The organism is Paenarthrobacter sp. NPDC056912, from assembly GCF_042786555.1.
Classification (GTDB): Bacteria; Actinomycetota; Actinomycetes; order Actinomycetales; family Micrococcaceae; genus Arthrobacter.
In genome coordinates this window covers 26,859-50,373 of the sequence record NZ_JBHUCD010000013.1, presented here as the reverse complement: position 1 = coordinate 50,373, position 23,515 = coordinate 26,859, and the positions used below count along the sequence as shown (strand labels likewise).

Annotated in this window: 23 protein-coding genes; 11 read left to right on the top strand and 12 right to left on the bottom strand. The window is 64.5% G+C overall.

Going from position 1 to position 23,515, the window contains the following annotated elements; translation table 11 throughout:
• Together ACFRJ9_RS14935 and ACFRJ9_RS14930 are read left to right on the top strand one after the other, a co-directional pair.
• On the top strand, positions 1–444 hold the full coding sequence (locus ACFRJ9_RS14935; RefSeq protein ID WP_377669370.1) for a hypothetical protein: 444 nt from the start codon (positions 1–3) through the stop codon (positions 442–444).
• 65 nt (positions 445–509) lie between these two features.
• Positions 510–1,043 carry a hypothetical protein gene (locus tag ACFRJ9_RS14930; RefSeq protein WP_377669369.1) on the top strand — a complete coding sequence of 178 codons (534 nt, stop codon included), beginning with the start codon at positions 510–512 and terminating at the stop codon, positions 1,041–1,043.
• Between the two features lie 9 nt (positions 1,044–1,052).
• Here ACFRJ9_RS14930 and ACFRJ9_RS14925 read toward each other — a convergent pair whose 3' ends face one another.
• Positions 1,053–1,949: a rhodanese-related sulfurtransferase gene (locus ACFRJ9_RS14925; protein WP_377669367.1), complete on the bottom strand. Its 897-nt coding sequence runs from the start codon at positions 1,947–1,949 to the stop codon at positions 1,053–1,055.
• Positions 1,950–2,108: 159 nt separating this feature from the next.
• Between ACFRJ9_RS14925 and ACFRJ9_RS14920 the strand changes: the two genes are divergently transcribed.
• The gene (locus tag ACFRJ9_RS14920) at positions 2,109–2,804 is read left to right on the top strand and encodes a GNAT family N-acetyltransferase (RefSeq protein WP_377669365.1); all 696 of its coding nucleotides are present in this window, start codon (positions 2,109–2,111) and stop codon (positions 2,802–2,804) included.
• An 83-nt stretch (positions 2,805–2,887) separates the two neighbouring features.
• The gene (locus tag ACFRJ9_RS14915; protein WP_377669362.1) at positions 2,888–5,230 is read left to right on the top strand and encodes a DEAD/DEAH box helicase; all 2,343 of its coding nucleotides are present in this window, start codon (positions 2,888–2,890) and stop codon (positions 5,228–5,230) included.
• Between the two features lie 59 nt (positions 5,231–5,289).
• Here ACFRJ9_RS14915 and ACFRJ9_RS14910 read toward each other — a convergent pair whose 3' ends face one another.
• The 7 genes from ACFRJ9_RS14910 to ssd form a co-directional block, all read right to left on the bottom strand.
• On the bottom strand, positions 5,290–5,676 hold the full coding sequence (locus ACFRJ9_RS14910; RefSeq protein ID WP_377669360.1) for an Rv3654c family TadE-like protein: 387 nt from the start codon (positions 5,674–5,676) through the stop codon (positions 5,290–5,292).
• On the bottom strand, positions 5,673–6,113 hold the full coding sequence (locus ACFRJ9_RS14905) for a TadE family type IV pilus minor pilin (RefSeq protein WP_377669358.1): 441 nt from the start codon (positions 6,111–6,113) through the stop codon (positions 5,673–5,675). The genes ACFRJ9_RS14910 and ACFRJ9_RS14905 overlap by 4 nt, the downstream gene beginning before the upstream one ends.
• A complete protein-coding gene (locus tag ACFRJ9_RS14900) occupies positions 6,110–6,421 on the bottom strand; it encodes a DUF4244 domain-containing protein (protein ID WP_377669587.1) in 312 nt (103 codons plus the stop codon). Before ACFRJ9_RS14900 ends, ACFRJ9_RS14905 begins: the two co-directional genes overlap by 4 nt.
• A 314-nt stretch (positions 6,422–6,735) precedes the next feature.
• Positions 6,736–7,368 carry a type II secretion system F family protein gene (locus ACFRJ9_RS14895; protein WP_377669355.1) on the bottom strand — a complete coding sequence of 211 codons (633 nt, stop codon included), beginning with the start codon at positions 7,366–7,368 and terminating at the stop codon, positions 6,736–6,738.
• The gene (locus ACFRJ9_RS14890; RefSeq protein WP_377669352.1) at positions 7,368–8,165 is read right to left on the bottom strand and encodes a type II secretion system F family protein; all 798 of its coding nucleotides are present in this window, start codon (positions 8,163–8,165) and stop codon (positions 7,368–7,370) included. The genes ACFRJ9_RS14895 and ACFRJ9_RS14890 overlap by 1 nt, the downstream gene beginning before the upstream one ends.
• Positions 8,162–9,412, bottom strand: a complete 1,251-nt coding sequence (locus tag ACFRJ9_RS14885) for a TadA family conjugal transfer-associated ATPase (protein ID WP_377669585.1) — start codon at positions 9,410–9,412, stop codon at positions 8,162–8,164. The genes ACFRJ9_RS14890 and ACFRJ9_RS14885 overlap by 4 nt, the downstream gene beginning before the upstream one ends.
• Positions 9,413–9,498: 86 nt before the next feature.
• Complete coding sequence (gene ssd / locus ACFRJ9_RS14880; protein WP_377669349.1) at positions 9,499–10,617, bottom strand: septum site-determining protein Ssd; 1,119 nt, start codon at positions 10,615–10,617, stop codon at positions 9,499–9,501.
• A gap of 166 nt (positions 10,618–10,783) precedes the next feature.
• On the opposite strand from ssd, the gene ACFRJ9_RS14875 reads away from it, so the two are divergent.
• From ACFRJ9_RS14875 to ACFRJ9_RS14865, 3 genes are all read left to right on the top strand, one after another.
• Positions 10,784–12,475: a bifunctional 3'-5' exonuclease/DNA polymerase gene (locus tag ACFRJ9_RS14875; RefSeq protein WP_377669582.1), complete on the top strand. Its 1,692-nt coding sequence runs from the start codon at positions 10,784–10,786 to the stop codon at positions 12,473–12,475.
• A gap of 44 nt (positions 12,476–12,519) precedes the next feature.
• A complete protein-coding gene (locus ACFRJ9_RS14870; protein ID WP_377669346.1) occupies positions 12,520–13,443 on the top strand; it encodes a CHAD domain-containing protein in 924 nt (307 codons plus the stop codon).
• Positions 13,444–13,536: 93 nt separating this feature from the next.
• Positions 13,537–13,740: a YegP family protein gene (locus tag ACFRJ9_RS14865; RefSeq protein ID WP_377669344.1), complete on the top strand. Its 204-nt coding sequence runs from the start codon at positions 13,537–13,539 to the stop codon at positions 13,738–13,740.
• Between the two features lie 33 nt (positions 13,741–13,773).
• Here the strand turns inward: ACFRJ9_RS14865 and ACFRJ9_RS14860 are convergent, their stop codons facing one another.
• Genes ACFRJ9_RS14860 through ACFRJ9_RS14850 form a run of 3 tightly spaced genes read right to left on the bottom strand, consistent with a single transcriptional unit; the run spans position 13,774 to position 16,753 of the window.
• On the bottom strand, positions 13,774–14,451 hold the full coding sequence (locus ACFRJ9_RS14860) for an NUDIX hydrolase (protein ID WP_377669342.1): 678 nt from the start codon (positions 14,449–14,451) through the stop codon (positions 13,774–13,776).
• Positions 14,448–15,242, bottom strand: a complete 795-nt coding sequence (gene nth / locus ACFRJ9_RS14855) for an endonuclease III (protein ID WP_377669340.1) — start codon at positions 15,240–15,242, stop codon at positions 14,448–14,450. The genes ACFRJ9_RS14860 and nth overlap by 4 nt, the downstream gene beginning before the upstream one ends.
• An 11-nt stretch (positions 15,243–15,253) precedes the next feature.
• Positions 15,254–16,753 carry a hypothetical protein gene (locus tag ACFRJ9_RS14850; protein WP_377669337.1) on the bottom strand — a complete coding sequence of 500 codons (1,500 nt, stop codon included), beginning with the start codon at positions 16,751–16,753 and terminating at the stop codon, positions 15,254–15,256.
• Positions 16,754–17,224: 471 nt separating this feature from the next.
• Between ACFRJ9_RS14850 and acs the strand changes: the two genes are divergently transcribed.
• The 4 genes from acs (at position 17,225) to ACFRJ9_RS14830 (ending at position 22,412) form a co-directional block, all read left to right on the top strand.
• On the top strand, positions 17,225–19,258 hold the full coding sequence (acs, locus tag ACFRJ9_RS14845) for an acetate--CoA ligase (protein ID WP_377669335.1): 2,034 nt from the start codon (positions 17,225–17,227) through the stop codon (positions 19,256–19,258).
• Between the two features lie 165 nt (positions 19,259–19,423).
• Positions 19,424–20,212 carry a DeoR/GlpR family DNA-binding transcription regulator gene (locus ACFRJ9_RS14840; protein WP_377669333.1) on the top strand — a complete coding sequence of 263 codons (789 nt, stop codon included), beginning with the start codon at positions 19,424–19,426 and terminating at the stop codon, positions 20,210–20,212.
• Between the two features lie 87 nt (positions 20,213–20,299).
• Entirely contained in the window at positions 20,300–21,049 is a 750-nt protein-coding gene (locus ACFRJ9_RS14835; protein ID WP_377669330.1) for an ABC transporter ATP-binding protein, read from the top strand.
• On the top strand, positions 21,042–22,412 hold the full coding sequence (locus ACFRJ9_RS14830; protein ID WP_377669327.1) for an FtsX-like permease family protein: 1,371 nt from the start codon (positions 21,042–21,044) through the stop codon (positions 22,410–22,412). Before ACFRJ9_RS14835 ends, ACFRJ9_RS14830 begins: the two co-directional genes overlap by 8 nt.
• Positions 22,413–22,492: 80 nt before the next feature.
• Here the strand turns inward: ACFRJ9_RS14830 and ACFRJ9_RS14825 are convergent, their stop codons facing one another.
• Positions 22,493–23,512 carry a LacI family DNA-binding transcriptional regulator gene (locus ACFRJ9_RS14825; protein WP_377669325.1) on the bottom strand — a complete coding sequence of 340 codons (1,020 nt, stop codon included), beginning with the start codon at positions 23,510–23,512 and terminating at the stop codon, positions 22,493–22,495.
• Positions 23,513–23,515 lie beyond the last annotated feature (3 nt).

The window sequence follows — 23,515 nt, the reverse complement described above, 5'->3', positions numbered from 1 at the left end:
ATGCTCAACTTTTCCTCCACAAGGCAACGTGCAGGCCTTGTTGTCGTCACCGCCGGAACATTGCTGGCAATCTCCGCATGCCAGGCACCGGCCAACATCGCGGACGCCGATGTTCCGTCGTGGAAGGACAAAGTCCTCCCGGCAGCGAACGGTGTGGTGCTGGAAGACGCCGGCAAGATCCTCAATCGGGATCCCATCGTGAAGGACGCCGCCGAGGTCCCGGCCGGTACCTACACGCTCACCATGGCGTGCGACGGCGGCGGCAAGGCCTACTTCGCCGTCTCTTCGGGCGGAAACAAGATCGCCGACGCGGCAGCCGCGTGCAACGGCAACCTCGACGTCGTGAAGATCAAAGTGCCCGGCTCTGCGCCCCTCAGCATCTCCACAAGCAGCGTGGACGCCCCGCTGATCTTCGCCTACCACCTCGTCCCGGCCGCCACCTAGGCCAAAGGGGCCAGCCGCCGCTGGAAGCCCTTCAGCCAGCGGACGGGCGGGCGTAAAGTCTATTCATGGGCAGCAAGGCAGCTCGCTCGGGGATGCCACAGCGGCTGGCAAGGACCGCCGTCGTACTTTCCATCGCGCTGTGCGGCACGATGACTGCGTGCGAATATACCTACGACGAAGGTGGCCGGCCAGGTGCCGACCCCACCTCCACTGCGGGCAACAATGTGGTTCTGCCTCCCGATCCGGCATTGGAGCAGACGGTCACAGGGGAAGCCCTTGACGAGTGGGCGAAAGCTGCCTTGCCCGAATCACAGGGGCAGTCTTTCTACTCCAGCAGCGGCTACTTGAACCCCGGCGAATCGAAATCGGAACAAACTGTTCAGCTGCCCGGCGGAACCTATGCGGTGACGCTGGCTTGCCGGGGCACCCGCAGGGTCTCATTCGCCGTCAAACTGGGCGAGGCTGAACTGGTGGATCTCATGTTGGGTTGCGCCAATGCCCGGGTGAGCGTTGTGCAACTGGAGAAGGACGCAGTGCTTTCCATCACCGTCGGGTCCAGGTCCGAGGCCAATTTTGCCTATCGGGTGAGCCGGCTCTGAAACAGCTTGTCAGGCCGCTTCGCAGCCGCCGGGACACCGGAGGGTTTCCGGGCTGGAGGCGCACTCGGCGCAATACAGAGTGAGCGTGCGGCAACTAAGGTTCGAGCAGTTCTCGAACTTGTTGGTGGGTGCGGCACAACGGACACATTCGCCTATGGTCTTGGCGTCGTCACTGAACTCGACGTGCATGCGCTTGTCGAAGACATACAGCGAACCCTCCCAGAGGCCCTTGTCCTTGAAGGTTTCGCCGTAGCGGACAATCCCGCCATCCAGCTGGTAGACCTCTTTGAACCCCCTGTTGACCATGAGGCTGGAGAGGACTTCGCAGCGGATCCCGCCGGTGCAGTAGGTGACTACGGGTTTGTCTTTGAGGGAGTCGTATTTGCCGGAGTCGAGTTCTTTGATGAAGTCGTGCGTTGTGTCGACGTTCGGGACGATTGCATCCTTGAACTTGCCGATTTGGGCTTCGAAAGCATTACGTCCGTCAAAGAACACCACATCCTCGCCGTTGGACTTCCTGGCGTCTACAAGTGCGTGGAGTTCCTCCGGTTGCAGATGCGTGCCGCCACCAACCACGCCATGCTCATCGACCTTAAGTTCGCCCGGAGCACCGAAAGACACGATTTCGTCGCGGACCTTGACGCTGAGGCGCGGGAAGTCGGCGGCGCCGCCCTCCGACCATTTGAAGTCGATGCCGTGGAAGCCCTTGTATTCGCGGGTGGTCTTCACGTACTGCTTCATGTTGTTGAGCTCGCCGCCCACCGTTGCGTTGATGCCGTCCTTCGAGATGAGGATCCGGCCTGTGAGGCCCAGCTTTTCGCACAGGGCGCGCTGCCATAGACGCACGGCGTCGGGGTCGGCGATCGGGGTAAAGCCATAGAAGAGCACAATTCGGTTCAAAGCCACTATTCAAGGGTACTTGGTGCACTAAAATCCGGGCGGGCAGGGGGTTCTTCGGTCTTCTTCCAAGACCCCGACGGGGGCAGAAGTCACAATTCCATAAGCAACGATTCTTCCGCTGACATCACTCTGTTGCTTCATGCAGCGCTGGCATAGTCTCTCTACATGAGTCCAGACGCCTTGGTTGAAGACATTGCGCACCTTTTGGAGGTCTGGGTGGCCGGTTGGTCCGGTTGCCGGGGCTATGAGTCACGTCAAGAGGGACGCTTCCCGGCCGCACTGCGCGCCGACAAAACCGGTGACTGGGAGTATTTCGCCCATGATCCTTCAGACGACGAGTTTGCCTCCCTGGCAGCCAAGACCTCCGAGGCGCGAACCCGTATCCTGACGGTCCTCACCAACGATGTCCAACGATACAAATTCTTGGCTGAACAGCACGGGCTCAACGTCACTTCCGCCTCCCAAACCATGATGATCGTGGACATGGAGACCCAGGACGCCGAAGATCCTTGGCTCCCTGACGACGATCTGGAACTTGCGACGTCGGAATCGAACGGCGTCCACCACGCGGTGGTCCATTCAGGTGAAGACGTGGCTGCCAGCGGCCGGGTTTTCGTGGTCAACGGCACAGCTGTTTTCGACAAGATCGTGACCGAACCTGCGTTCCAGAGGCGTGGACTGGGCAGCTTCATCATGAAAGCCCTTGCCGCCCAGGCATACTCGCACGATGTTGAAAACGGGCTCCTCCTGGCATCCTTGGACGGCCAGAAACTGTACTCCCACCTTGGATGGGACGTGGTCTGCCACGTCCTCATGATGTCCGTGGGCCCCGGGGAAGATTCGGACCTCTCGGGGGCCTGACAACAGCGGCACAGTGGCCATCCACGACGGCGGCGCCCCGGGTGCCGCCGTTGGCGTGCCCGCCACAGTGACAGAATGATTCGGTGGCTGCACCGAATTCGCTGATCTCCTTGCTGGGCCGGACTCCGGACCCTGAGCAGCTGCGCCATGTGCACACCATCCCGGCCCGGAAAGCCGTCCACGAGCCATGGCCCGGATGGGCGCATCCCGACGTCGTGGCTGCCTACGGCTCCCTGGGAATCCAGGAACCGTACCGGCACCAGATCCAAGCCGCCGACCTCGCCCACTCCGGCCAGCACGTGGTCATCGCCACCGGCACGGCTTCCGGAAAATCGCTTGCATACCAGTTGCCGGCGCTGGATGCCATACACCGTTCGGAGCTGAGGGTTCTTTCCGATCCCGGGAAGATCCACGACGACGGGGCGGTGACGCTCTACCTGTCCCCCACCAAGGCATTGGCAGCTGACCAGCTCGCAGCCATCCGCTCGCTGAAACTGCCTACCGTGCGGGCAGAAACCTACGACGGCGACACGGACATGGCGTCGCGGCGCTGGATCCGTGACCACGCCAACTTCATTCTGGCCAACCCGGACATGCTGCACTTCGGCATCCTTCCCAACCACACGTGGTGGGCGAGGTTCTTCCGAAGACTCCGCTACGTGATCGTGGATGAAGCCCACAGCTACCGCGGGGTGTTCGGCTCCCACGTGGCCAACCTGATGCGGCGACTCCGGCGGATCTGCGCCTACTACGGCGCGGGAAACTCCTTCCCGGAACCGGTATTCATTGCCGCGTCCGCCACGGCGTCGGATCCCGGAGTGTCCTTCGGACGGCTCATCGGTGCTCCGGTCAGGGAAGTGTCGGAGGACTGTTCCCCCCACGGCTCCACCACCGTGGCGTTCTGGGAACCTGCGCTGACCGACGTCAAAGGCGAGAACGGTGCCTTGCAGCGGAGAACGGCCGTCGCGGAAACGGCGGACATCCTGGCCAACCTCGTATCTTCGCGGGTGAGGACCATCGCGTTCATCAAGTCGCGGCGCGGCGCCGAATCCATATCCTCCATGACGAAAAGATTGCTCGATGAGGTTGATCCCAGCCTCCCAGGACGTGTGGCGGCCTACCGGTCGGGCTACTTGCCCGAGGAGCGGCGTGCCCTGGAGCAAGCGCTCAGATCCGGCGAACTGCTGGGAGTTTCCAGTACCTCGGCCTTGGAACTGGGAATCGACATCTCGGGACTCGATGCCGTCCTGGTGGCGGGCTGGCCGGGAACCAGGGCTTCGCTGTTCCAACAGATCGGCCGTGCAGGGCGGGCAGGCCAGGATGCCATTGCGGCATTCGTGGCCAGTGACGATCCCCTGGATACGTATCTGGTGAACCACCCCGAGGCCATCTTTGACGTGTCCGTGGAGGCGACAGTCTTCGATCCGGGCAACCCCTACGTCCTTGGCCCGCACTTGTGCGCCGCAGCCGCGGAGTTGCCAATCGGCCCCGCGGAGCTTGAGCTCTTCGGCCCCACGGCCGAAGGACTCCTGGACCGCTTGGTTATCCAGGGATACCTCCGCAAACGGCCAGCCGGGTGGTTCTGGACCCATCCCGAGAGCGCTGCCGGGATGGTGAACCTCCGGGCTGACGGAGGTGGACCGGTCAGCATCGTGGACGCGGAGACCGGATCCCTGCTGGGCACCATGGACTCGCCGCAAACGCACTACCAAGCCCACACCGGCGCCATCTATGTCCACCAAGGCGAGAGCTACCTGGTGGAAGAACTCAACGAAGCGGATCACTGCGTGATGGTGCGGCGCGCGAACCCCGACTTCTACACCACTGCGCGGGACGTGACTCAAATCGAAGTCCTCGAAACATCGCGCTCGGTCCAGTGGGGCGACATCACAGTGCACTTCGGCGATGTCAAAGTCACTACCCAAGTGGTCTCCTTCCAACGCAAGGCCTTGATTTCGAACGAGATCCTCGGCGAGGAGCCGCTGGAACTCGGAGCCAGGGACCTGTTCACCAAGGCTGTCTGGTTTGTGGTGGACAACCGGTCCCTGCATGGAGCCGGTCTGGTGGAAGCACAGTTTCCCGGCGCACTCCACGCAGCTGAGCATGCCGCCATCGGTCTCCTTCCCTTGGTGGCATCCAGTGACCGGTGGGACATCGGCGGGGTTTCCACTGCCCTGCACGCTGATACCGGGGTGCCAACGATCTTCGTCTACGACGGTCACCCCGGTGGCGCAGGCTTCGCTGAGCGGGGCTTCGAGAAAGCCAAGATCTGGTTGACCGCCACACGGGAGGCCATCAACGCCTGCGAATGCGAAGCCGGCTGCCCGTCCTGCGTTCAGTCCCCCAAATGCGGCAACAAAAACAACCCACTGGACAAGGCAGCCGCCATCACACTCCTGGACGTCTTATTGAAGAACGCCAGTTAACTGCTTCCCATCGCTTTCCTAACGCATCAAACCGGATCGGAGCTGTTTGTCACCTCCGTTCACGGCGGAGGCCCCGCACGGGCGTGGCCCGTTGCGACGCCCCACTGGAACTGTTGGGACAACTCGGTGACGACCTCCACCACCTGTCCGTGCTCCACTGTGCAGGACACCAAAGTGGCCTTACTGCGTCCAGCCACTGCTGCCGCTACTGCGCACGGCTCCCCCGATGAGAGGCCCCTTGCGGCATCGGCCGCCGCGAGGGCAGCGAGGTCTGCCGCCGATGCTGCCCGCGAGGCCATCACCCCCGCCTGGGCCAGCAACAGCAAACCGACCACCAACGCCGTCACCACCATGCCCAGAGCCAAGGCCAGAATCGTTCCAGAACCACGCTCAGAGCCTCTGAGTGAACCTCTCGCAGCGCACCGAAACAACGAGGAACCTTTCACAGCAACCGCCACAGCCCAGCCGACGCCGTTCGCGGGAGGGGCACAGCAGCCGAGGCCTGAGGGACTTCGCCCCTGGCGGAGGCGGAAGCGGTCAGCGTCCACGGGATCAGTGGGCCCAGAGCCCCGCCAACCCGTGCCGATGCCGTCACGGTCAGCCACTCGCCGTCGTTCGTCACAGCTGAACTGGCTCCCGCCCCAGCAAGCCGCCGGACCACACCCTCCACTGAACCGGCCGAATCGCCCCGGGCAGAAGCGCGTGCCCCGGACCTCGCGGCCTCTTCCAACCGCAACTGGGTAATCCCGGCCGCGCCGCCGGCCAGGAGGAAGGCCAAGAGCAAAACGACAGCGGGCAAGGCCACTGCGAACTCGGCCGTGACTGCGCCGAGACAGCTTTCGGCGCGGACTCTCCGCGTGCCTGCGGACGACACTTGTGTCATGGCAAGGACAACGCCGTACGAATCAGGTTGAGCAAGAAACCACGGACTTCCTCGCTGCGGAGAATGACAACAAGGAGGCCGGCCAGACCAACAGCAGCAAGCGTGGCGATGGCATACTCAGCCGTGGCCATGCCTGCTTCAGAGCCCCACAGCCTGGCCCGGGTTCTGGCGCGACCTCGTCGCGGCCGCTTGCCCGGGATGGTCTGAAGTGCCCCGGCACGTGGGCTCCCCCCGAGTTGGTGGACAGTTCCCGGAACACTGTTCCGGCTGCCCTCCGAATGCCCGTGCTCTGAGTGGCCAGGCTCCATTTGTTCGTTCCCGCCCGGCGGGGAGACCGGGGTATCAGAAACGGCTAGAAGGGAAAGCCGATCACTTCGCCGGCCAAGTAGTGCGCTGGTTGTTGTATTCACAATGTTTCCTTTCATGGAGCGCCGGCGGAATCGCCGGCTGAGTCGACTCTTCCTTGGCTACCTGCGGCCCGAAAGGACCAGATTCCTCCAAGTGGATAACCCCTCGCCCAGGGCGATTGTGGAGGAATAGTAGGCCGGCCAGGAAGGCCGTCAACCACCAAGGAACGCCCTGCGCTATATGCTTGGGACGCACGTGGATTCGCTGCCACACCTCAGCCCGAGGGGAGCATCGCGATGAGAACCGGCACGATGCCGAGGCAAATGAATGCCGGCAATGAGCACAGTCCCAGTGGCACAACCAGTTTCACTCCCAAGGCAGCTGCGCGCTTTTCCGCGGCACGGAACTGTTCCCGCCGCTCCCTGGCGGCTTGAGCGTAAAGGATGGACGCCGAGGGCGCACCCGTCAGGGCCGCGAAAGCCAAGGCATCCTTCAAGCGCGCTGCCTCGGGGGCGTGGCGGGCAGGGGTTCGCCAGGCAGTCTCCCAGTCGGCGCCGATTGCCAGCGCGGCCACTACGGGTCTAAGGGATTGGCTGACAGGCGGCCAGGCGCACCTTGCGATCAGTTCCAATGCCCGGCCGATGCCGGCGCCGGCATCAAGCATCGAGGCCACTAGCTCAAGCATCATCGCGGGATCCCGAAGCCCGTCCGAAGGAATGTCACCGTCGATCGACGCGTTGGCCTCCATCGAACCGGTGGTCCCGGCCATTCCGGCAGTGACGCCCCACCCACCGGGGCTTCCTGGCCTGGCAAGCACTTGCCGCCAGGCAGTGATCGGCTTGGCGAAACCCATGACTGCCGCCAAAGCCATGGCCGCGGTCATTGCCAGCACGGACACCCCCGGCATCAGGTACCTCCAGCAGCGGCTGCAACGAGGCGCGATGACCAAACCCGGCCCGCCACAGTCAGCAGGAGGCCCGCTGCGAGGGTGGCGACTCCCAGAACGTTGTCCAACAAGATTCCCAACGGGTCCACGCCCAAAGCCATCCCCAGCCCAAGGCCGAACACCGGAAGCCAGGACAGCAGCCGAACAGTGGCTTTGGGGCCTGCGAGCGCAGTTTGCCGCGCGGCTTCGGCGTCCTCCTCCGCTTCAAGCTGGGCTGCGAATCGGGTCAGGAGCTCAGCGAGAGGGCAGCCGCTGGTTTCGGCTACCTCCAGGCAAGCTGCCAATTCCATCCAGACGCGGCGTTCAGTGCTTCCTCGCCGCGGATAGGTTTTCCCCGCTGTGGTCCGAATCGCTTCGGCCGGCGAGTTTCCCACGGCAGAGGCCGCGCGGCTTGCGGCCAATACCCGCAGCGATTCGGCGGAAAGCCGGGCACTGTCGGGCTTGGTGAATGAGGTGGCCCTCCCGTTCTCGTTCGGCTGCGGACCATGGACAAGCCACAGCTCTTCCCACAGTTTGGAGTGTCCGCGTCCACCGCGCAGGAGAGCGGCGAGTTGCTGGACGAGGACCACCAAGGGCAACGGCCGTGCGCTTTGTCGCCGCGGCAGCCGGGCGCGTTGCCAAAAGGAAACGGTCCCGGCTGCCCCACTGCCTTTGTCTGCGGACAGGCCCAAACTAGTCAATTTCCGGCGGCTGTCCCGGCGGGGAGCCCCCAGTTGCAGCCAGGCCGCAAGCGCCGAAGCGACCACAACGGCGATCATGATTCCCTGCCGGCACCGGTTTGAGGGATTGCGCCAGCCAGCTCTTGGACCGGGGCCCAGTCAGCGTTCAACGGGGTTTTCATGGAGAGTCGGGTTGCGAGCTCCGGCCACGCCGGCCCCTGCGTTACGCCGGACGGGCTCCACCGCAGCGCAGAGACTACGATCTGGCCATCACTGGTGTCTGTCAGGACGCCAATAGAGGCTACTTTGCGGCCGTCTGTAGTCCGCTCGACGTGAATGACTACATCCAAGGCACTGGAGACCTGCAGGCGGACCGTTTCAGCGTTCAATCCTGCGAGCGCCCCAAGGGCAATCAACCGGGCGGGGACGGCCTCTGCCGTGTTTGCGTGGATAGTGCCACCACCACCTGTGTGTCCCGTGTTCAGGGCAGTCAGGAGTTCGCGGACTTCCGCGCCGCGGCACTCCCCGACAATCAGCCTGTCCGGCCTCATTCGCAACGCCTGACGGACCAGGTCCCCCAGATCCAGCGCGCCTCCGCCCTCAAGGTTCCCGTGACGTGACTCGAGCGTGACCACATGCGGGTGGACCGGGTTGAGTTCGGCGGCGTCCTCGATCAGCACCAGGCGTTCGGCTGGGTGGCTTAGCCCGAGCATGGTGGACAGCAAGGTTGTCTTTCCCGAACCCGTGGCTCCGCTGATCAGGAAACTCAGCCGCTGTGCCATGATGGCCCGGAGAACCGTCTCAACCAGCTCAGCGAACATGCCGTTTTCCCTCAACTCGGCCAGTGTAAAGACCTCTTCGCGGCGGATACGGATGGACAACAGGGTTCCGGCCGTTGATATGGGAGCGAGGACTGCGTGAACCCGGTAGCCTCCCTTGAGCCGGACGTCCACGCATGGAGAACCATCGTCCAGTCGGCGTCCCCCGGCTGAGACCAGCCTCGCGGCGAGGGATCTGACCTGGTGTTCCGAGTCGAAGTGCACAGATGATCGCTCAAACCCGAACCCGCGGTCCAGCCACACGGAATCCGGGCCATTGACGAAGATGTCTGTGACCCGGATATCCTCAGCCAGTTGCTGCAGCGGTCCCAGCCCGTTCAGCTCCGCATTGATCGATTCCGCGGCTTCCAGCGCTCCGGCGGTGCCTAACAGCCTGCCGCTCGCCTGCACTGCTGCTGCGACGCTGGACGGTGTAACGGGCCCGCTTCCCGCGAGCACGGACTCTCGCACTGTCTCCAAGAGCAAGGAGTCTATTCTGCGGCTCTGCCTGCGACGTGTTCCCGGCATCGGCAATCCGGCGCGCGGCACCCCCGGCCCGATAGGCTCCACCGGTCCAGCCTGGGAGCCCTGCGCTTGCCGGCGTAGCTGTGGATTCACAGACTGGCTCCTTTCAGTGCCAGCACGGCCTCGGCGAAACGGGTCACCGGCTTGCGTTGGCCCAGTTCCAGCAATCTCCCCATTTCCGTACCAGCCGGAGCGCCCCGAACTTCCGGGAGCACTCCTAGCAGCGGGAGCCCCAGTGACTCGGCAATCAGCTGGGCGTCCACCGCTGCCGTGCTGCTCCCCCGGACCAACAGCGCAGTATCCGTTGGCGGCAACTCAGGCAGTACCCGTGCTGCCGCGACTGCGGATCTGAGGTGCGCCGTGGTCAGGAGCAAAATCCTGTCGCAGTCCCATGCCAGGGTCCGCACTCCCTCTCCGCTGCGGCCGATGTCCACCAGAATGAGCTCGAAGCCTCGCCGGGCTGCATCCATGACAGCGGCCACGGATCCAGCGTCCGGAGTCAGCACCGATTCCCGTCTCCCAGGCCATGACAAGTACGCGAATCCGCCGGCCACGGGCAAGGAATCCCGAAACTGGGCGGGATCGATGCTGCCGCGGGTCTCGGAGAAATCGGGCCACCGAAGGCCAGGAACCTCTTCGGTGCTGATGGCCAGTTCAAGTCCACCGCCCCAAGGATCACCATCAATGAGCAAGGTACTGACCCCATGTCCGGCGGCCGCTTGCGCAAGCCAGATCGCGGCAGTGGACGCTCCTGCCCCGCCGCAGGCACCGATGATTCCGATGACGGTACCGCCAGGATCCGGGGATCCTGACATGCTCAGATGCTCCGCCAGCCACGCAGCGGCTTCGGGAAGGACTGCTACCCGTTCGGCTCCCAACGCGGCAGCCAGCCGCCAAAGCCCGTCCCCTTCAGAGGCCCGGCCCAAGAGCACGGCGGGCGCCCGCCTTCGTGGTGGAAGTTCACGGATGTCGCTGCCCACCAACACAACGTCAGCTGTGTCCCAACCGTGGACGGCTCCCGCAACGTCCGTCGCGGTTCGAAGTCCTCCGCCCGCCGCAGCGACTATCCGTTTGGCCTCCTCCTGGAGGTAGGGGTCTCCGGTAACCAGGAAGATCTCAGCCGTACCGCGCGGCAACCAGGACCCACCTCCTGCCTCTTCCGATGGGTCGTTGCCTGATTGTCTGTGCCGAAGGCGTCGCTTGCTCATGAAGCCACTCTGGTGGCCGGCACCCGTGGTCGTTAGTGCCCACTCCCTCTATGTGGACAACCACGCCCGTCCTTACGGTGTGGAGGAACAGTTGATCACGCGCCACCGAGTCACGTATCGCCGCCCCTGGCAACAGCATCCCGCCCCGCAAGGCAGAATGGAGTCCATGTATTTGCTGCTCGCCGCCCACCCGGAAGGCGCAGCCATACAGCGGATCTCCCCCACCGGAAAAGGTACAGCGGACGCGCGCGTCCTCACGCGCGGTGAGCTGCCCGGCGTCGTGCGTGAACTTGAAACCCAACGGCCCCGCTGGGTGTGGCATCGCGCCCAGGACTGGTATCCGGAGCTGCTGGCCAACGGCATCGAGCTGGAGCGTTGCCACGACCTCGCGCTGTGCGGCGCCATCCTGGCCCACTCCGAATTCACGGCGCACACGGACTACGCCCAGCACGCGGAGAAGCTCACGCAGGACGATGATGCCGTTCCGCCGCGCGTCTTGCAGCCCCCGCCTGCGTCGTCGGACCAGGGAGCACTTTTCGATGACTTCACACCGGTCAACCCCAAGGCTGGACTGGCCGAACTCAAGGAAGAATTCGCTGCCCAACAGCACGCCATCGCGCAGGTAACCACGGACGAACAGCGGAGGCAACGGCTTCAATTGCTGCTCGCGGCTGAATCCGCCTGCGCAATCATCGCAGTAGAAATGCAACACGCCGGTGTCCCGTGGCGCGAAGAGCTGCACCAGCAAATCCTTGCTGACGTCCTGGGCACCCGCCCGCCGCTTGGACACAGGCCACCGGCATTGGAAGCCTTGTGCGCGGAGCTGCGGACCATCCTCAACTCCCCTGCCTTGAACCCCGACTCACCGCAGGACCTCATGCGGGCCCTGCACCGGAACGGGATCGAAGTGAAGAGCACGCGGCAATGGGAGCTCCAGGAGTCCAAGCACCCGGCCATCCAGCCGCTGCTTGCTTACAAGAAACTCTCCCGCCTGCACACAGCCAACGGATGGGCGTGGTTGGACGCATGGGTGCACGATGGCCGGTTCCACCCCGAGTATGTGGTGGGCGGCGTGGTGTCCGGACGCTGGGCTTCGAGGGGCGGCGGTGCCCTGCAGATCCCGCGCAACATCCGGGCGGCCGTCCACGCGGACCCCGGCCACAAACTTATCGTCGCGGACGCCTCGCAGCTGGAACCAAGGGTCCTCGTTGCACTGGCCCAAGACACGAAAATGGCCGAGGCCGCCCGAGACAAAGACCTCTATGCCGGCATCGCGGCCCAAGGCTTCGGAGGGGATCGTGCCAAAGCGAAAATTGCGCTGCTCGGGGCCATCTATGGAGCCACCACCGGAGAATCGGGCAGGCTCATGCCGCAGCTCACGCGAACCTATCCACGCGCCGTTGGATATGTGGAACAGGCCGCCCGTGCAGGCGAAGCCGGACGAACAGTCACCACCAGGTTGGGTCGAAGCAGCCCGCCGCCATCCCCGGGCTGGTTGCGCAGCCAGCAGTCCACCACCGCGGAAGAACAACGCCGCGCAGATAGCATGGCCAGGTCCCGCGGCCGGTTCACCCGCAACTTCGTTGTCCAGGGTTCGGCAGCAGAGTGGGCGGCGTGCTGGCTGGCAGAATTACGACGACGGCTGCGGGCCTTGCGCACCGACGGTTCGGCGTCCGGAGAACTCGTCTTCTTCCTGCACGACGAAGTGATGGTCCATGCCCCCGACCACGCCGTTGATGCCTGCATCGCTGCGATCGAAGAGGCTGCCTTCGCGGCGAAAGAGCTCATGTTCGGGCGGATTCCGGTGGAATTTCCGGTGAGCGTGGCCGTCGTCGAGTCCTACGACAAGGCGAAGTAGCCGGACGCCTTGTCCGCCCCCTGCGTCCAGAGGAAACTTGCACCGTGAGTGATGATCTCCGGGATTCGCTGGATTCGTATATCTCCTTTCAACTGGCCGAGTTGGAGGGTTGCTTGCCTCTGATCGCGCTGTCCGATCAGGAGGCCGTCCACGACGCCAGGCTTGCCCTCCGAAGGATCCGTTCGGTGTTCTCGTGCTACAAGCCGCTCCTCCCCCATGTCCCGAGGGAAGCCATCAAGGACCTCCGTTGGCTGGCCCGCTCCTTGGGCGAGGCCCGCGACGAGTACGTGCTGGCGCAGCGAATCACCCAATGGCTGGATTCATCGGGCGCCTGGCGTTCACCACGTCCGCTGTTCGACGCCGTCGAAACGCTCAGGAGCAGCAGCGGCCGTATCGCCGCGGGACTAGGCACGCGGCGACGGGCTGCCAAGTCCATCCAGTCCGTGCGCACAGCCCTGTTGGCGGGCGCGGGCGAAGCTGGCACACAGGAGGAAGTCCTGGAACTCCTCCAATGGCAATGGCTGATGGTGCAGCGCAGCCTGAAATCAGTGGCCAAGGTCCAGCACGAAGCTGAGCGAGACGAACTCCTGCACCGGCTGCGCAAGGATATCAAGCGCCTGAGATACTGCGTCGAGGCTGTTTCGGACATCCTGGGTCCGGCGGCGACGGCCATCATCCAGCCGGCGATCCGGATGCAGCGCATCCTCGGCGAGCAACACGACAGCGTGACCGCAAAAGCCTGGATTCAAGGGCTAAAAGGAACGCCCGGTATCAACCGCCTGGACGTGCAGGAACTCCTGCACATGGAACATCGAAGACTCAAGGGGACCGAAAGCGAGTTCCGCTCAGCAATGGAACATAATCCCCTCCCTGAGCCACGAAACATTAGCCGCGAGCCGCTGGACAATCCAGTCACATCTCGCCATATGAGCCGGAATGACACATCTATGACAGGTACCACGGAGTAACTTTGGTTCCCTCCGGGTTCTGGATACTTTCTCTGTGGGCGGGTTTTCCGGTCCACAACTGCGTGCAAGGAAGCATCCAAGGGGGAAGCAGCGATGGCTGGCAGGTTTGAAATTCTGAAGAACCACAACGACGACACTTACAGGTTCCGTCTCACTGCGGCGGACGGAACCGTCGTGGCGGAATCACCCACGTTCAAACACCTCAAATGCGCGGTGGACGGTATCAACGCCGTCCGTGAGAACGCCGCGACGGGCTTGATAGTTGATCGCTCGACGGCGGCCCCCAAGGCAGCGTAGAAAAGCGGTCCGCCGGGGCCCTGCCTAGATTCGCTAAAGGTGGATGTCGTGTAACTTGCCTTGGTCCCATGGGACGGTCCAGCCCAGTTCATCGAACAGTCCGCTGAGGACCATCCCCGTGAAACCCCAAACCAGCACGCCGTTAATCGTGAAGCCGGGGCTGTTGTACGTACGCCCGAAGCGCGAGATGGTGGCGGTGACGCGGTTGACAGGATCCAGAAGGTCCCGCACCGGCACACGGAACACCTGCGCCGATTCTGCGTAGTCCACCACGCGGACAGGCGACGGCGCATCCCACCACGCCACCACGGGAGTTACCCGGAAGTTGCTGCGGATCAGGCCCAACTCCGGAATCATCCCCAGGACGCGGACGCCGTTGGCATCCAAACCCGTTTCCTCCACGGCCTCGCGGAGGGCAGCGGCCACCACGGACTCGTCTTCGGGATCCACGCTGCCGCCGGGAAACGCTACCTGGCCCGGGTGGTCATCCAAGGTGTGGGCCCGCTCCAGCAGGAGAACGTCAAGGTCCGCCGGCGCAACAGGGCGCCCCGACTCGGCCGGAATATCATCCAGCACGCCGAACAGCATCAAAACGGCGGCGGCCCGGTTGGTTTCCGGCAGGACGGGTAGTTGCTCCCAGAGAGCTGAATGCCGCTGTTGGCCGGATTCAAAGCGCTCAACCAGTGCGGTCAAATCCTCGAGCGCGGTCACCCAGGCCTCCTCTGCGATTCCATCCGGATATCCGCGGCCCGATGGGTTTCAGCCAAGAGCCGCTCCAGCAAAGCCTCGTTGCCTGGAGCGAGTTCGTACTTCAAGAGCTTGGCTGCCTTCACCGGATCCGTCTCCCCGTCGCCGTAGCTGGGACACAAGCTGGCCACGGGGCAGGAACCGCACGCGGGCTTCCTGGCATGGCACACCCGGCGGCCATGGAACACCACGCGGTGCGAAAGCATGGTCCAGTCTTTCGGCTCAAAGAGTTCCGCGACATCGAACTCGATCTTCACGGGATCCTCCGACGCTGTCCAGCCGAACCGTCGGGCCAACCGTCCGAAGTGGGTGTCCACCGTGATGCCGGGAACACCGAATGCGTTGCCCAGGACCACATTGGCGGTCTTCCGCCCGACGCCCGGAAGAGTCACCAAGTCTTCAAGCCGCCCGGGCACCTGGCCGTCGTACTCGTCCACCAGCCGTGTGCTGAGGGCCAGGACATTCCGGGCTTTGGCCCTGAAGAAGCCTGTGGGCTGAAGAATCGTCTCCAGCTCCACAGGATCCGCTTCAGCCAAAGCCCTGGCATCCGGGTAGCGGGCAAACAGGATCTTGGTGACTTGGTTGACCAGCACATCAGTGGTCTGGGCAGAGAGGACCGTAGCCACTACCAGCTCGAACGGATTCCGGAAATCCAACTCAGCATGGGCATACGGATACTTGTCAGCAAGAACCCTGTTGATCTTGCGTGCCCGGCGCTTGAGTGCGAGCAGAGAACCAGCTTCAGCGATGGCCACGGCGTCCCTGCTTAGCCGCGTTCGATGTTGCTGAGCTCCCGGAGAACGCCGACTTTGCCGTCGGTGTCCTGGACCAGGAACTCGTGACCGCGGTCCTCGAGGGCGAGCACCCAGCCACCGGGTTCAACGGTGAAGGCGGGAGTGCCCGTCTGTTCGTCATACGCGGTCCTGGGCTGGGCTACGGCGAACCAGAAGGCCTCGTAGGCCGGCGAGTTTGATTCGTCGGGACGGCTTGCCGGATCCACGGTGGCTCCGATGGAATCGCTGATGGCGCGGGTGTCCCGGGAGACGATTGGCGTTGCCATGGTGGCAGCCCACGGACGTTCCGCAGCCGGCTGTGATGCGGCTGGCTGCTGCGCGGCGGCCGGCTGCTCGGACACCGGCTGCGACGCGGCCGGCTGCTCGGACACGGGCTGCTGGGTGGCGTGCTGCGTTGTGGCGTGCTGCGTTGTGGCGGGTTCGGCAGTCGGCGCTTTCGCCGGTTCGCCCGCAGCAGCAGCTTCCTTCACTTCGGCCTCCGGCTCCGGGGACGTAGCGGCGTCGGAAACTTGTGCCGTTGCCGGCGCCGCGCCTGCAGGAGTGGCGCCTGTGGTGGGCGCAGAGTCAGGTGAAGTTACGACGGCGGCTGTTCCGGAAGCCTGCGAAGGTGCCATTCCGGAATCGGCTGGCGGAGCGAAGCTGCTGGCACCCGTGGAGCCGGAAACACCCGAGGGCGCGCTGGTGCTTGCAGGAGCGCCGGCAGTGGGTGCGGATCCCGCGGCGGCACTCGCGGCGAAGACACCCGCTGCGGCAGCTCCGGCGGTGGTTGGAGTACCGGCATCCGAGGAACCGGCAGCCTGGTAATTCGATGCCTGGAAACCGGGAGCCGAAGCTGCAGCGGGGGTAGCAGCAGACGGTTTGGGCGCCTTCGGCGCTGCGGGCTTGCGGCTGGGCACAGCGGCCTCCCGGGCAACTACGTGCGCGGGCGTCTCAACACGACCCTTGAAGTCGGCGGAGAGCCATGGAAGATACGGGGCCAGAACGGTCGCGGCCAACAGGCCCGCGGAACCAACCAAGCCCAGCAGGACACTGCCGTTGAAGGAGTTGGCGATGGTCAGGAAGAACAGCGGGAAGGCGAAGGACGCGGTGACCGAGGCAAACTGGTCAATCGAAAGGGAACCGACACGGAGGATGGTTCCCGGCTGCAGCCTGCGGGCGACGAAAAGCGCCACCACAACCAACGGCAGGATGATGCCCAGCAACAGGAAGAACAGGTTGCCGAGGTTCCAGAGGTTGTAGCGGGCGCCGAACATCGGCAGCAGCGATGCAACGAACATCAGGAGCGTGGAGCCGAAGACAGTGAGGTCCCGGATGGTGAAAGGCCCCACAACGGCCTCGTATTTGGCGGGAGACCCGGGTGTCCCCGGCGCAGGGTTCCCCGCAGCGTTGCCACCGGCAGAGGTGGCCGTTCCAGCCGTGGTGTCCGGTCCCGTCGGCTGTGAGTCGTGCGGGTCTGGGCTCAGCTGGTTCATCTATTTCTCCTTCGTACGGCGGCGCCTTGGACAGTCCGGCCAGGTAATCTCCGCAGCATTCCGCGGTAATCGGACACACCTGACGATGCGTCCCAAGACCTCTTCAGCCTATGCCACCCCACTGACAGTGTTCTAGCTGAAAACGGCCATCCGGCTCCGCCCACAGCAAACTCCAAGGTGTCTTACAGAAAGCCCGGCGCAGCCGCGTACCTCCCGATCAGCGGCTTGGCCCGCCGTCGTCGTCATGTAAACGGTTCCTCACCGCGCAGTCCGCCATTCGGCGCTAAATCAGCGCCGCTCGCGGCCGCATTTGTGACGACACACACGTAGGACCTCCCAAAGCGATAGTGTTGATGGCGGACAGCACTCTGCGGACATTCCGCGGGGTCCAGCACGAGGCCGGAAGAGGCTCGGGCGTGGACCTCACGGCTGGATCCGCGCAGCAAAGATCGATGAATAATGAGGTTCACCATGTCCCAGGACACCACCGGATCCACGGCCACCGCTGCAGCTTCAACGGCTCACAACGGTCAGGCCCCGCACGTAGAGGCCCTTGAAAACCTCCTTCATGAGAACCGCAAGTTCGCGCCCTCAGCGGAGTTCGCCGCGAACGCAGTTGCGTCAGCTGACGTCTACGCAGAAGCCGAGGCAGACCGCCCCGCCTTCTGGGCCAAGCAGGCCAGGGAGCTCCTGACCTGGGACAAGGACTTCGCCGAGGCCCTTGATTGGTCCAATCCGCCGTTTGCCAAGTGGTTCGTCGGTGGCGAGGTCAACGCCGCCTACAACGCGCTGGACCGCCATGTCGAGAACGGCCTGGGCGATCGTGTTGCCATCTACTTCGAAGGTGAGCCCGGTGATACCCGCACGTACACCTATGCGGAGCTGACCGAAGAGGTCAAGAAGGCCGCGAACGCGTTCGAGTCGCTCGGTGTTGCCAAGGGCGACCGCGTGGCCGTGTACCTGCCCATGATCCCCGAGGCCGTCATCACGCTCCTGGCCTGCGCCCGGATCGGCGCGGTGCACTCGGTGGTGTTCGGTGGGTTCTCCGCTGACGCGCTTCGCTCCCGTATCGAGGACGCCGAAGCCAAGCTGGTTGTCACCGCCGACGGCACCTACCGCCGCGGCAAGCCCAGCGCCCTGAAGCCAGCGGTGGACGAAGCCCTCGCCAAAGAAGGCCACACCGTCCAGAACGTTGTGGTGGTCAAGCGCAACGGCGAGGACGTCAACTGGGTAGAAGGCCGCGACCTCTGGTGGTCCGACACCGTTGGTGCTGCAGGAACCGAGCACACCGCAGTAGGCCATGACTCCGAGCACCCGCTGTTCATCCTCTACACCTCCGGCACCACGGGCAAGCCCAAGGGCATCCTCCACACCACCGGCGGCTACCTCACCCAGACCGCGTACACCCACAAGGCCGTCTTCGACCTCCACCCGGAAACGGACGTGTACTGGTGCACCGCCGACGTCGGATGGGTCACCGGCCACTCCTACGTCACCTACGCCCCCCTCATCAACGGCGCCACCCAGGTCATGTACGAAGGCACCCCGGACTCCCCGCACCAGGGCCGCTGGTGGGAAATCGTGGAGAAGTACAAGGTTTCCATCCTGTACACCGCCCCCACCGCAATCCGCACGTTCATGAAGTGGGGCCGGGACATCCCGGGCAAGTACGATCTCTCCTCCATCCGCGTCCTCGGCTCGGTGGGCGAACCCATCAACCCTGAAGCGTGGATGTGGTACCGCGAGGTCATCGGCGGCAACGGCGGCAAGAAGGAGAATCCCGCACCGATCGTTGACACCTGGTGGCAGACCGAAACCGGGGCCCAGATGATCGCCCCCTTGCCCGGCGTCACCGCCACGAAGCCCGGCTCCGCGCAGGTTCCGCTGCCCGGCATCGCCGTGGACGTTGTGGACGAAGCCGGCGAGTCCGTGGCCAACGGCGAAGGCGGCTACCTTGTGGTCCGCGAACCTTGGCCGTCCATGCTGCGCGGAATCTGGGGCGACCCGGAGCGCTTCAAGGACACGTACTGGTCCCGCTTCGAGGCCATGTACTTCGCCGGCGACGGCGCCAAGAAGGACGAAGACGGCGACGTCTGGCTCCTGGGCCGCGTGGACGACGTCATGAACGTCTCCGGGCACCGCCTCTCCACAACGGAAATCGAGTCGGCTTTGGTCTCGCACCCGGCCGTCGCCGAAGCCGCAGTGGTGGGTGCCGCCGACGAGACCACGGGCCAAGCCATCGTCGCATTCGTCATCCTCCGCGGTGACGCCGTGAACAACGGCGACGAGACCGTCCTGGAATTGCGCAACCACGTGGGCAAGGAAATCGGCCCGATCGCCAAGCCCAAGCAGCTGCTGATCGTCCCGGAACTGCCCAAGACCCGCTCGGGGAAGATCGTCCGCCGCCTCCTGAAGGACATCGCGGAAGGCCGCGACACCGGCGACGCCACCACCCTGGCTGACCCCGGCATCATGCAGCAGATCGCCGAATCGCTTCGTAAGTAAGCAGTTCACGACGGCGCCGCCCACCTCGCGGGGTGGGCGGCGCCGTCGTGCGTTTAATCAGTTGGGTTACGCGGCCGCCCGTCGCTTCCGGGCTGTGGCCACACTGCGTCCTAGACTGGAGCCAGACTCAGCCGCACGTTTGACGAGGTTCCCAGAAAGGCCCTGATGCTTCAGGCAGCACGCCACTCCGCCATCATCGATGCCGTCCAGCGCGAACGCGTCGTGCGGGTCTCGGACCTCGCGCAATTGCTGGGCGTCTCCCCCATGACCGTGCGCCGCGACATCGAAGCGCTCGAGGAAACCGGACGCGTGGAGCGCATCCACGGCGGCGCCAAGCTGCCCGGCGATGCCAGTACCCACGAACCCGGCTTCGAGCTCAAGTCCACGCAGCTCACGGACGAAAAGCACGCGATCGCCGTCGAAGCAGCCTCGATGGTCCAGGAAGGCATGGCGATCGGGCTCAGCGCCGGCACCACCACGTGGGCACTGGCCAAGGAACTCGTCAACGGGCCACGCATCACCGTAGTGACAAACTCAGTGCGGATTGCCGATCTCTTCCACCACGGTGCTTCATCCGGCCCGGCCCGCTTCGGCTCCACTGTGATCCTGATCGGCGGCGAGCGCACGCCGTCGGACGCGTTGGTGGGTCCGATTGCCACGGCGTCCCTCAAGCAGCTCCACCTGGACGTCCTTTTCCTGGGCGTCCACGGCATGGACGCGCAGGCCGGCTTCACGACGCCGAATCTGCTGGAAGCCGAGACCGACCGCGCTTTCATGGCATCAGCGCGGAGCACCGTAGTCCTGGCCGATCACAGCAAATGGGGCGTGGTGGGCATAGCCTCGATCGCCCAGCTGGAAGAGGCCGACGAGCTCATCACGGATTCGCTCCTTGGCGACGACGCCCGCCGGGTGCTCGCGGAGAACGTGGCGAAGTTGCGGATCGCGGAGGCGTAACTTCTCATACCTTGGGTGGAGCCCGGCCCGCGGAGTTCCACCAGTGGACTGACGCGGCCGGATAGGGCGGTTCGGGATGCTGGAGGTATGAACGCCATCCTCCACGCTCAGCAACTCACCAAGCATTACCCAGGCAGCATTGCCCTGGACCACGTCGACTTCACTGCGAACGCCGGCGAATCCATTGCGATCATCGGGCCATCGGGTTCCGGTAAGACCACCCTTCTGCATTGCCTCGCCGGGATTTTGAGGCCCGACGCCGGTACCGTCACCTTGAACACACCCTCGGCGCCCTTGCGCCTGGACACCTTGGGAGACGCTGCGCTGTCCCGCCTGCGCCGCGAGGAGTTCGGCTTCGTCTTCCAACAAGGAATGCTGCTGCCCGAGCTCACGGCCGTGGAGAACGTGGCCTTGGCGCTCATGCTCAACGGCACCGACCGCGCTACGTCCGAGTCCCGCGCTGCCGAGTGGCTTGGGGCCCTGGGACTGGCAGGCATGGAGCAGCGTCGGCTCGGCGAGCTCTCCGGCGGTCAGGTCCAGCGCGTTGCCATCGCCCGAGCCCAGGTCACCGGCGCCCGGGTGGTCTTTGCCGACGAGCCCACGGGAGCCCTGGATTCCGCGACGTCCAACGAAGTCCTGGACGTGCTGCTGCGCTCCGTTGCGGCCAACGGGCGGACACTGCTGGTGGTCACGCACGATCCCAACGTGGCAGCCCGTTGCCAGCGGGTCGTGGAGCTGCGCGACGGCCGGATCGTGGCAGACAGCGGCGGCGCGGTTGCCTCTCCCGTTCAGCCAGATCCGGCAACCACCAGCTTCAAGGGTGCCTTCAATGTCTAGCCTCGGCATGGCCCTGCGCCTCACCCCGTACCTCGCCCGAAGCAGCGGCAGCAGCCTCCGCGAAACCGGACTTCGCGACGCCGGGCTGCCCATCCTGGCTTTCGGAACGGTCACCACGCTGCTGCTCACCGTTGCCGGCGGCTCACAGGTTTTCTGGTCCTGGTCAGACGACATCGCCGGCACTTACCAAGCCCTGGTCGTCGTCGCGATGGTACTGCTCATCATTCCGCTGCTGACGCTCGGTGCCTCGGCCGCACGACTGGCCGCCCGCCGTCGTGATGACCGTTTGGCGTCCTTGCGCCTGTTGGGCGCGAACAGCGCGACGGTGGTCTGGATGACCGTCATTGAGTCGACCGTACTGGCGGCAGTGGGCGCGGTGGCGGGCGCGGGCCTATACGCCTGTATGGCTCCGTTCCTGGGGCTGATCCAGTTCCGCGGCCAGGCGATCGGCAGCCACGCGTGGTTGTCCGTGCCCTCCATCCTTGGCTGCATCCTGGCGGTCTGCGTGCTTGCCGCGGCGAGCGCCGCGTTGGGACTTCGGAAGGTTGTGGTGACGCCGTTGGGCGTCCGGACCAGGCAAACGGCCGACGGCGCCCATTGGGTTCGCGGCCTCATCGCGGCTGTTGTGGTGGTCATCGGAGTGGTGGCGATGGGCATGCTGAGCAGCTTTGGCGCGTTCATTGTGATCATCGCGGTGATGGGTGGCTGCTTCGGCTTGGCGCTGCTGGCGCTGAACCTCATGGGTCCCTGGATCCTGCGGTTGCGGGCGTCGTCGCAGCTCAAACGGGCCAAGAGACCCGAGCAACTGCTGGCGGCAAGAACCGTGCTGGAGAGTCCCAAGGAATCGTGGCGGCAAGTTGGCGGCGTCGCGATGACCAGCTTTGTGGGAGTCTTCGTCGGGGTGGGCATGGCCGTGGCCGACACGATGGGCAGCAGCGCGGACGCAGAGGCAGCCTTGTTGGTCCGGGACATCAACACCGGCGTCATGATCACACTGCTTGGTTCGTTCCTGATGGTGGCGTGTTCAGCCGGTGTAAACCAGGCCGCGGCAGTGTTGGACAGGGCCTCCATGCTGGTGGCCCTGGACCGGGTGGGAATGCCACGGAAGCTCATGGTCGCTGCACGGGTCAAGGCGGTGATGTCGCCGCTGTTCCTCGTGGCCGGCATTTCAGCGGCTGCAGCTGCTGTGCTGGTCCTGCCGTTGACGGGTGCCGTCCTGCTGACGCAGCCCGTGGTGTTCCTGACCATTGGCGGAGTGTTCGCGGCCGGGTTCCTGCTGGTTCGTTTGGCTGTCGCAGCCGGCACCGCGCAGATCGGCCAAGTGCTGGCCCGGCCGGAGCGCTACGCGAGCATGGACTCGTAGCCCCATCCAACTCCCGCCGAGGTGGCATTTAATGACAGTGTTTCCGTCAAACATTGTCATCAAATGCCGTCTCGGCGGAGTTATTTACAGCCGCAGGACTGCCGGATGATCAGCTCGGTGGGCAGGATCTGGTGCTGCAGGTCCTCCCCACGGCCCTTGCCCACGAGTGCCTGCACTGCGGCTTCGGCCATGGCTTGGACCGGTTGTGCCACCGTGGTCAGCGCGGGCCAGCTGTATTCGGCGTCGAGCGATCCGTCGAAGGACACCAGCGCGATGTCATCAGGGACCCGAACACCGGCTTCGTGGAAGGCGCGGAGGATGCCGATGGCTTGCATGTCATTGCTGGCAAAGATCGCAGTGGGCCGGTTGGCCATGGCGAGGAAGCGCTTGCCAACCTCATAACCGCCCGGCCGGGTGAAGGGGCTGTGCAGCATGGGGCCGTCAGGCAGCCCGGCGTCGCGCAGGGTTGCCAGCCACCCCACCTCGCGGCCGTCCAGCTGGTTGCCGGTGTTGGTACCAATGGCCAGGCCGATGTTCGTGTGCCCGTGGCCAATCAGGTGCTCCACGGCTGCACGCCCACCGGCTTCCAGATCCACACCAACGCTGGCAAAACCCGACGGCGATCCCGCGTTGTTCAACAAGACTGACGGGATTTCCGAAGCTTCCAACTCCGTGACATCGGGGTCGAAGACACAACTGGCCAGGAACACGCCGTCCACCTGGCGTGCGGCCAAGGTCCGGATGTTCTTCCGCTCACGGGTCAGGCTTCCGTCCGAGTTGGTGAGCACCATCCCGTAGCCCAGCTCCGAGGCGGCCTCTTCCACCGCATGGGCCAGGTGGGTGAAGAAGGGGTTGGTGTTGTCCGGCACTACAACACCGATGGTCTCGCTGGAGCCCAGTTTCAGTGCCCGTGCCGCCGCATTGGGCCGATAGCCCAGAACGCGGATGGCATCACGGACTTTGGCTTCCGTCGCCGGCGCAACGTTCTTAGGGCCACCGTTCACCACATAACTCACGACGGCGGTACTCACCCCGGCGTACCGGGCCACGTCCTTGCGTGTGACCGGGCCGCGCGGAGTTTGTACAGCTGTTGTTGTCATGAG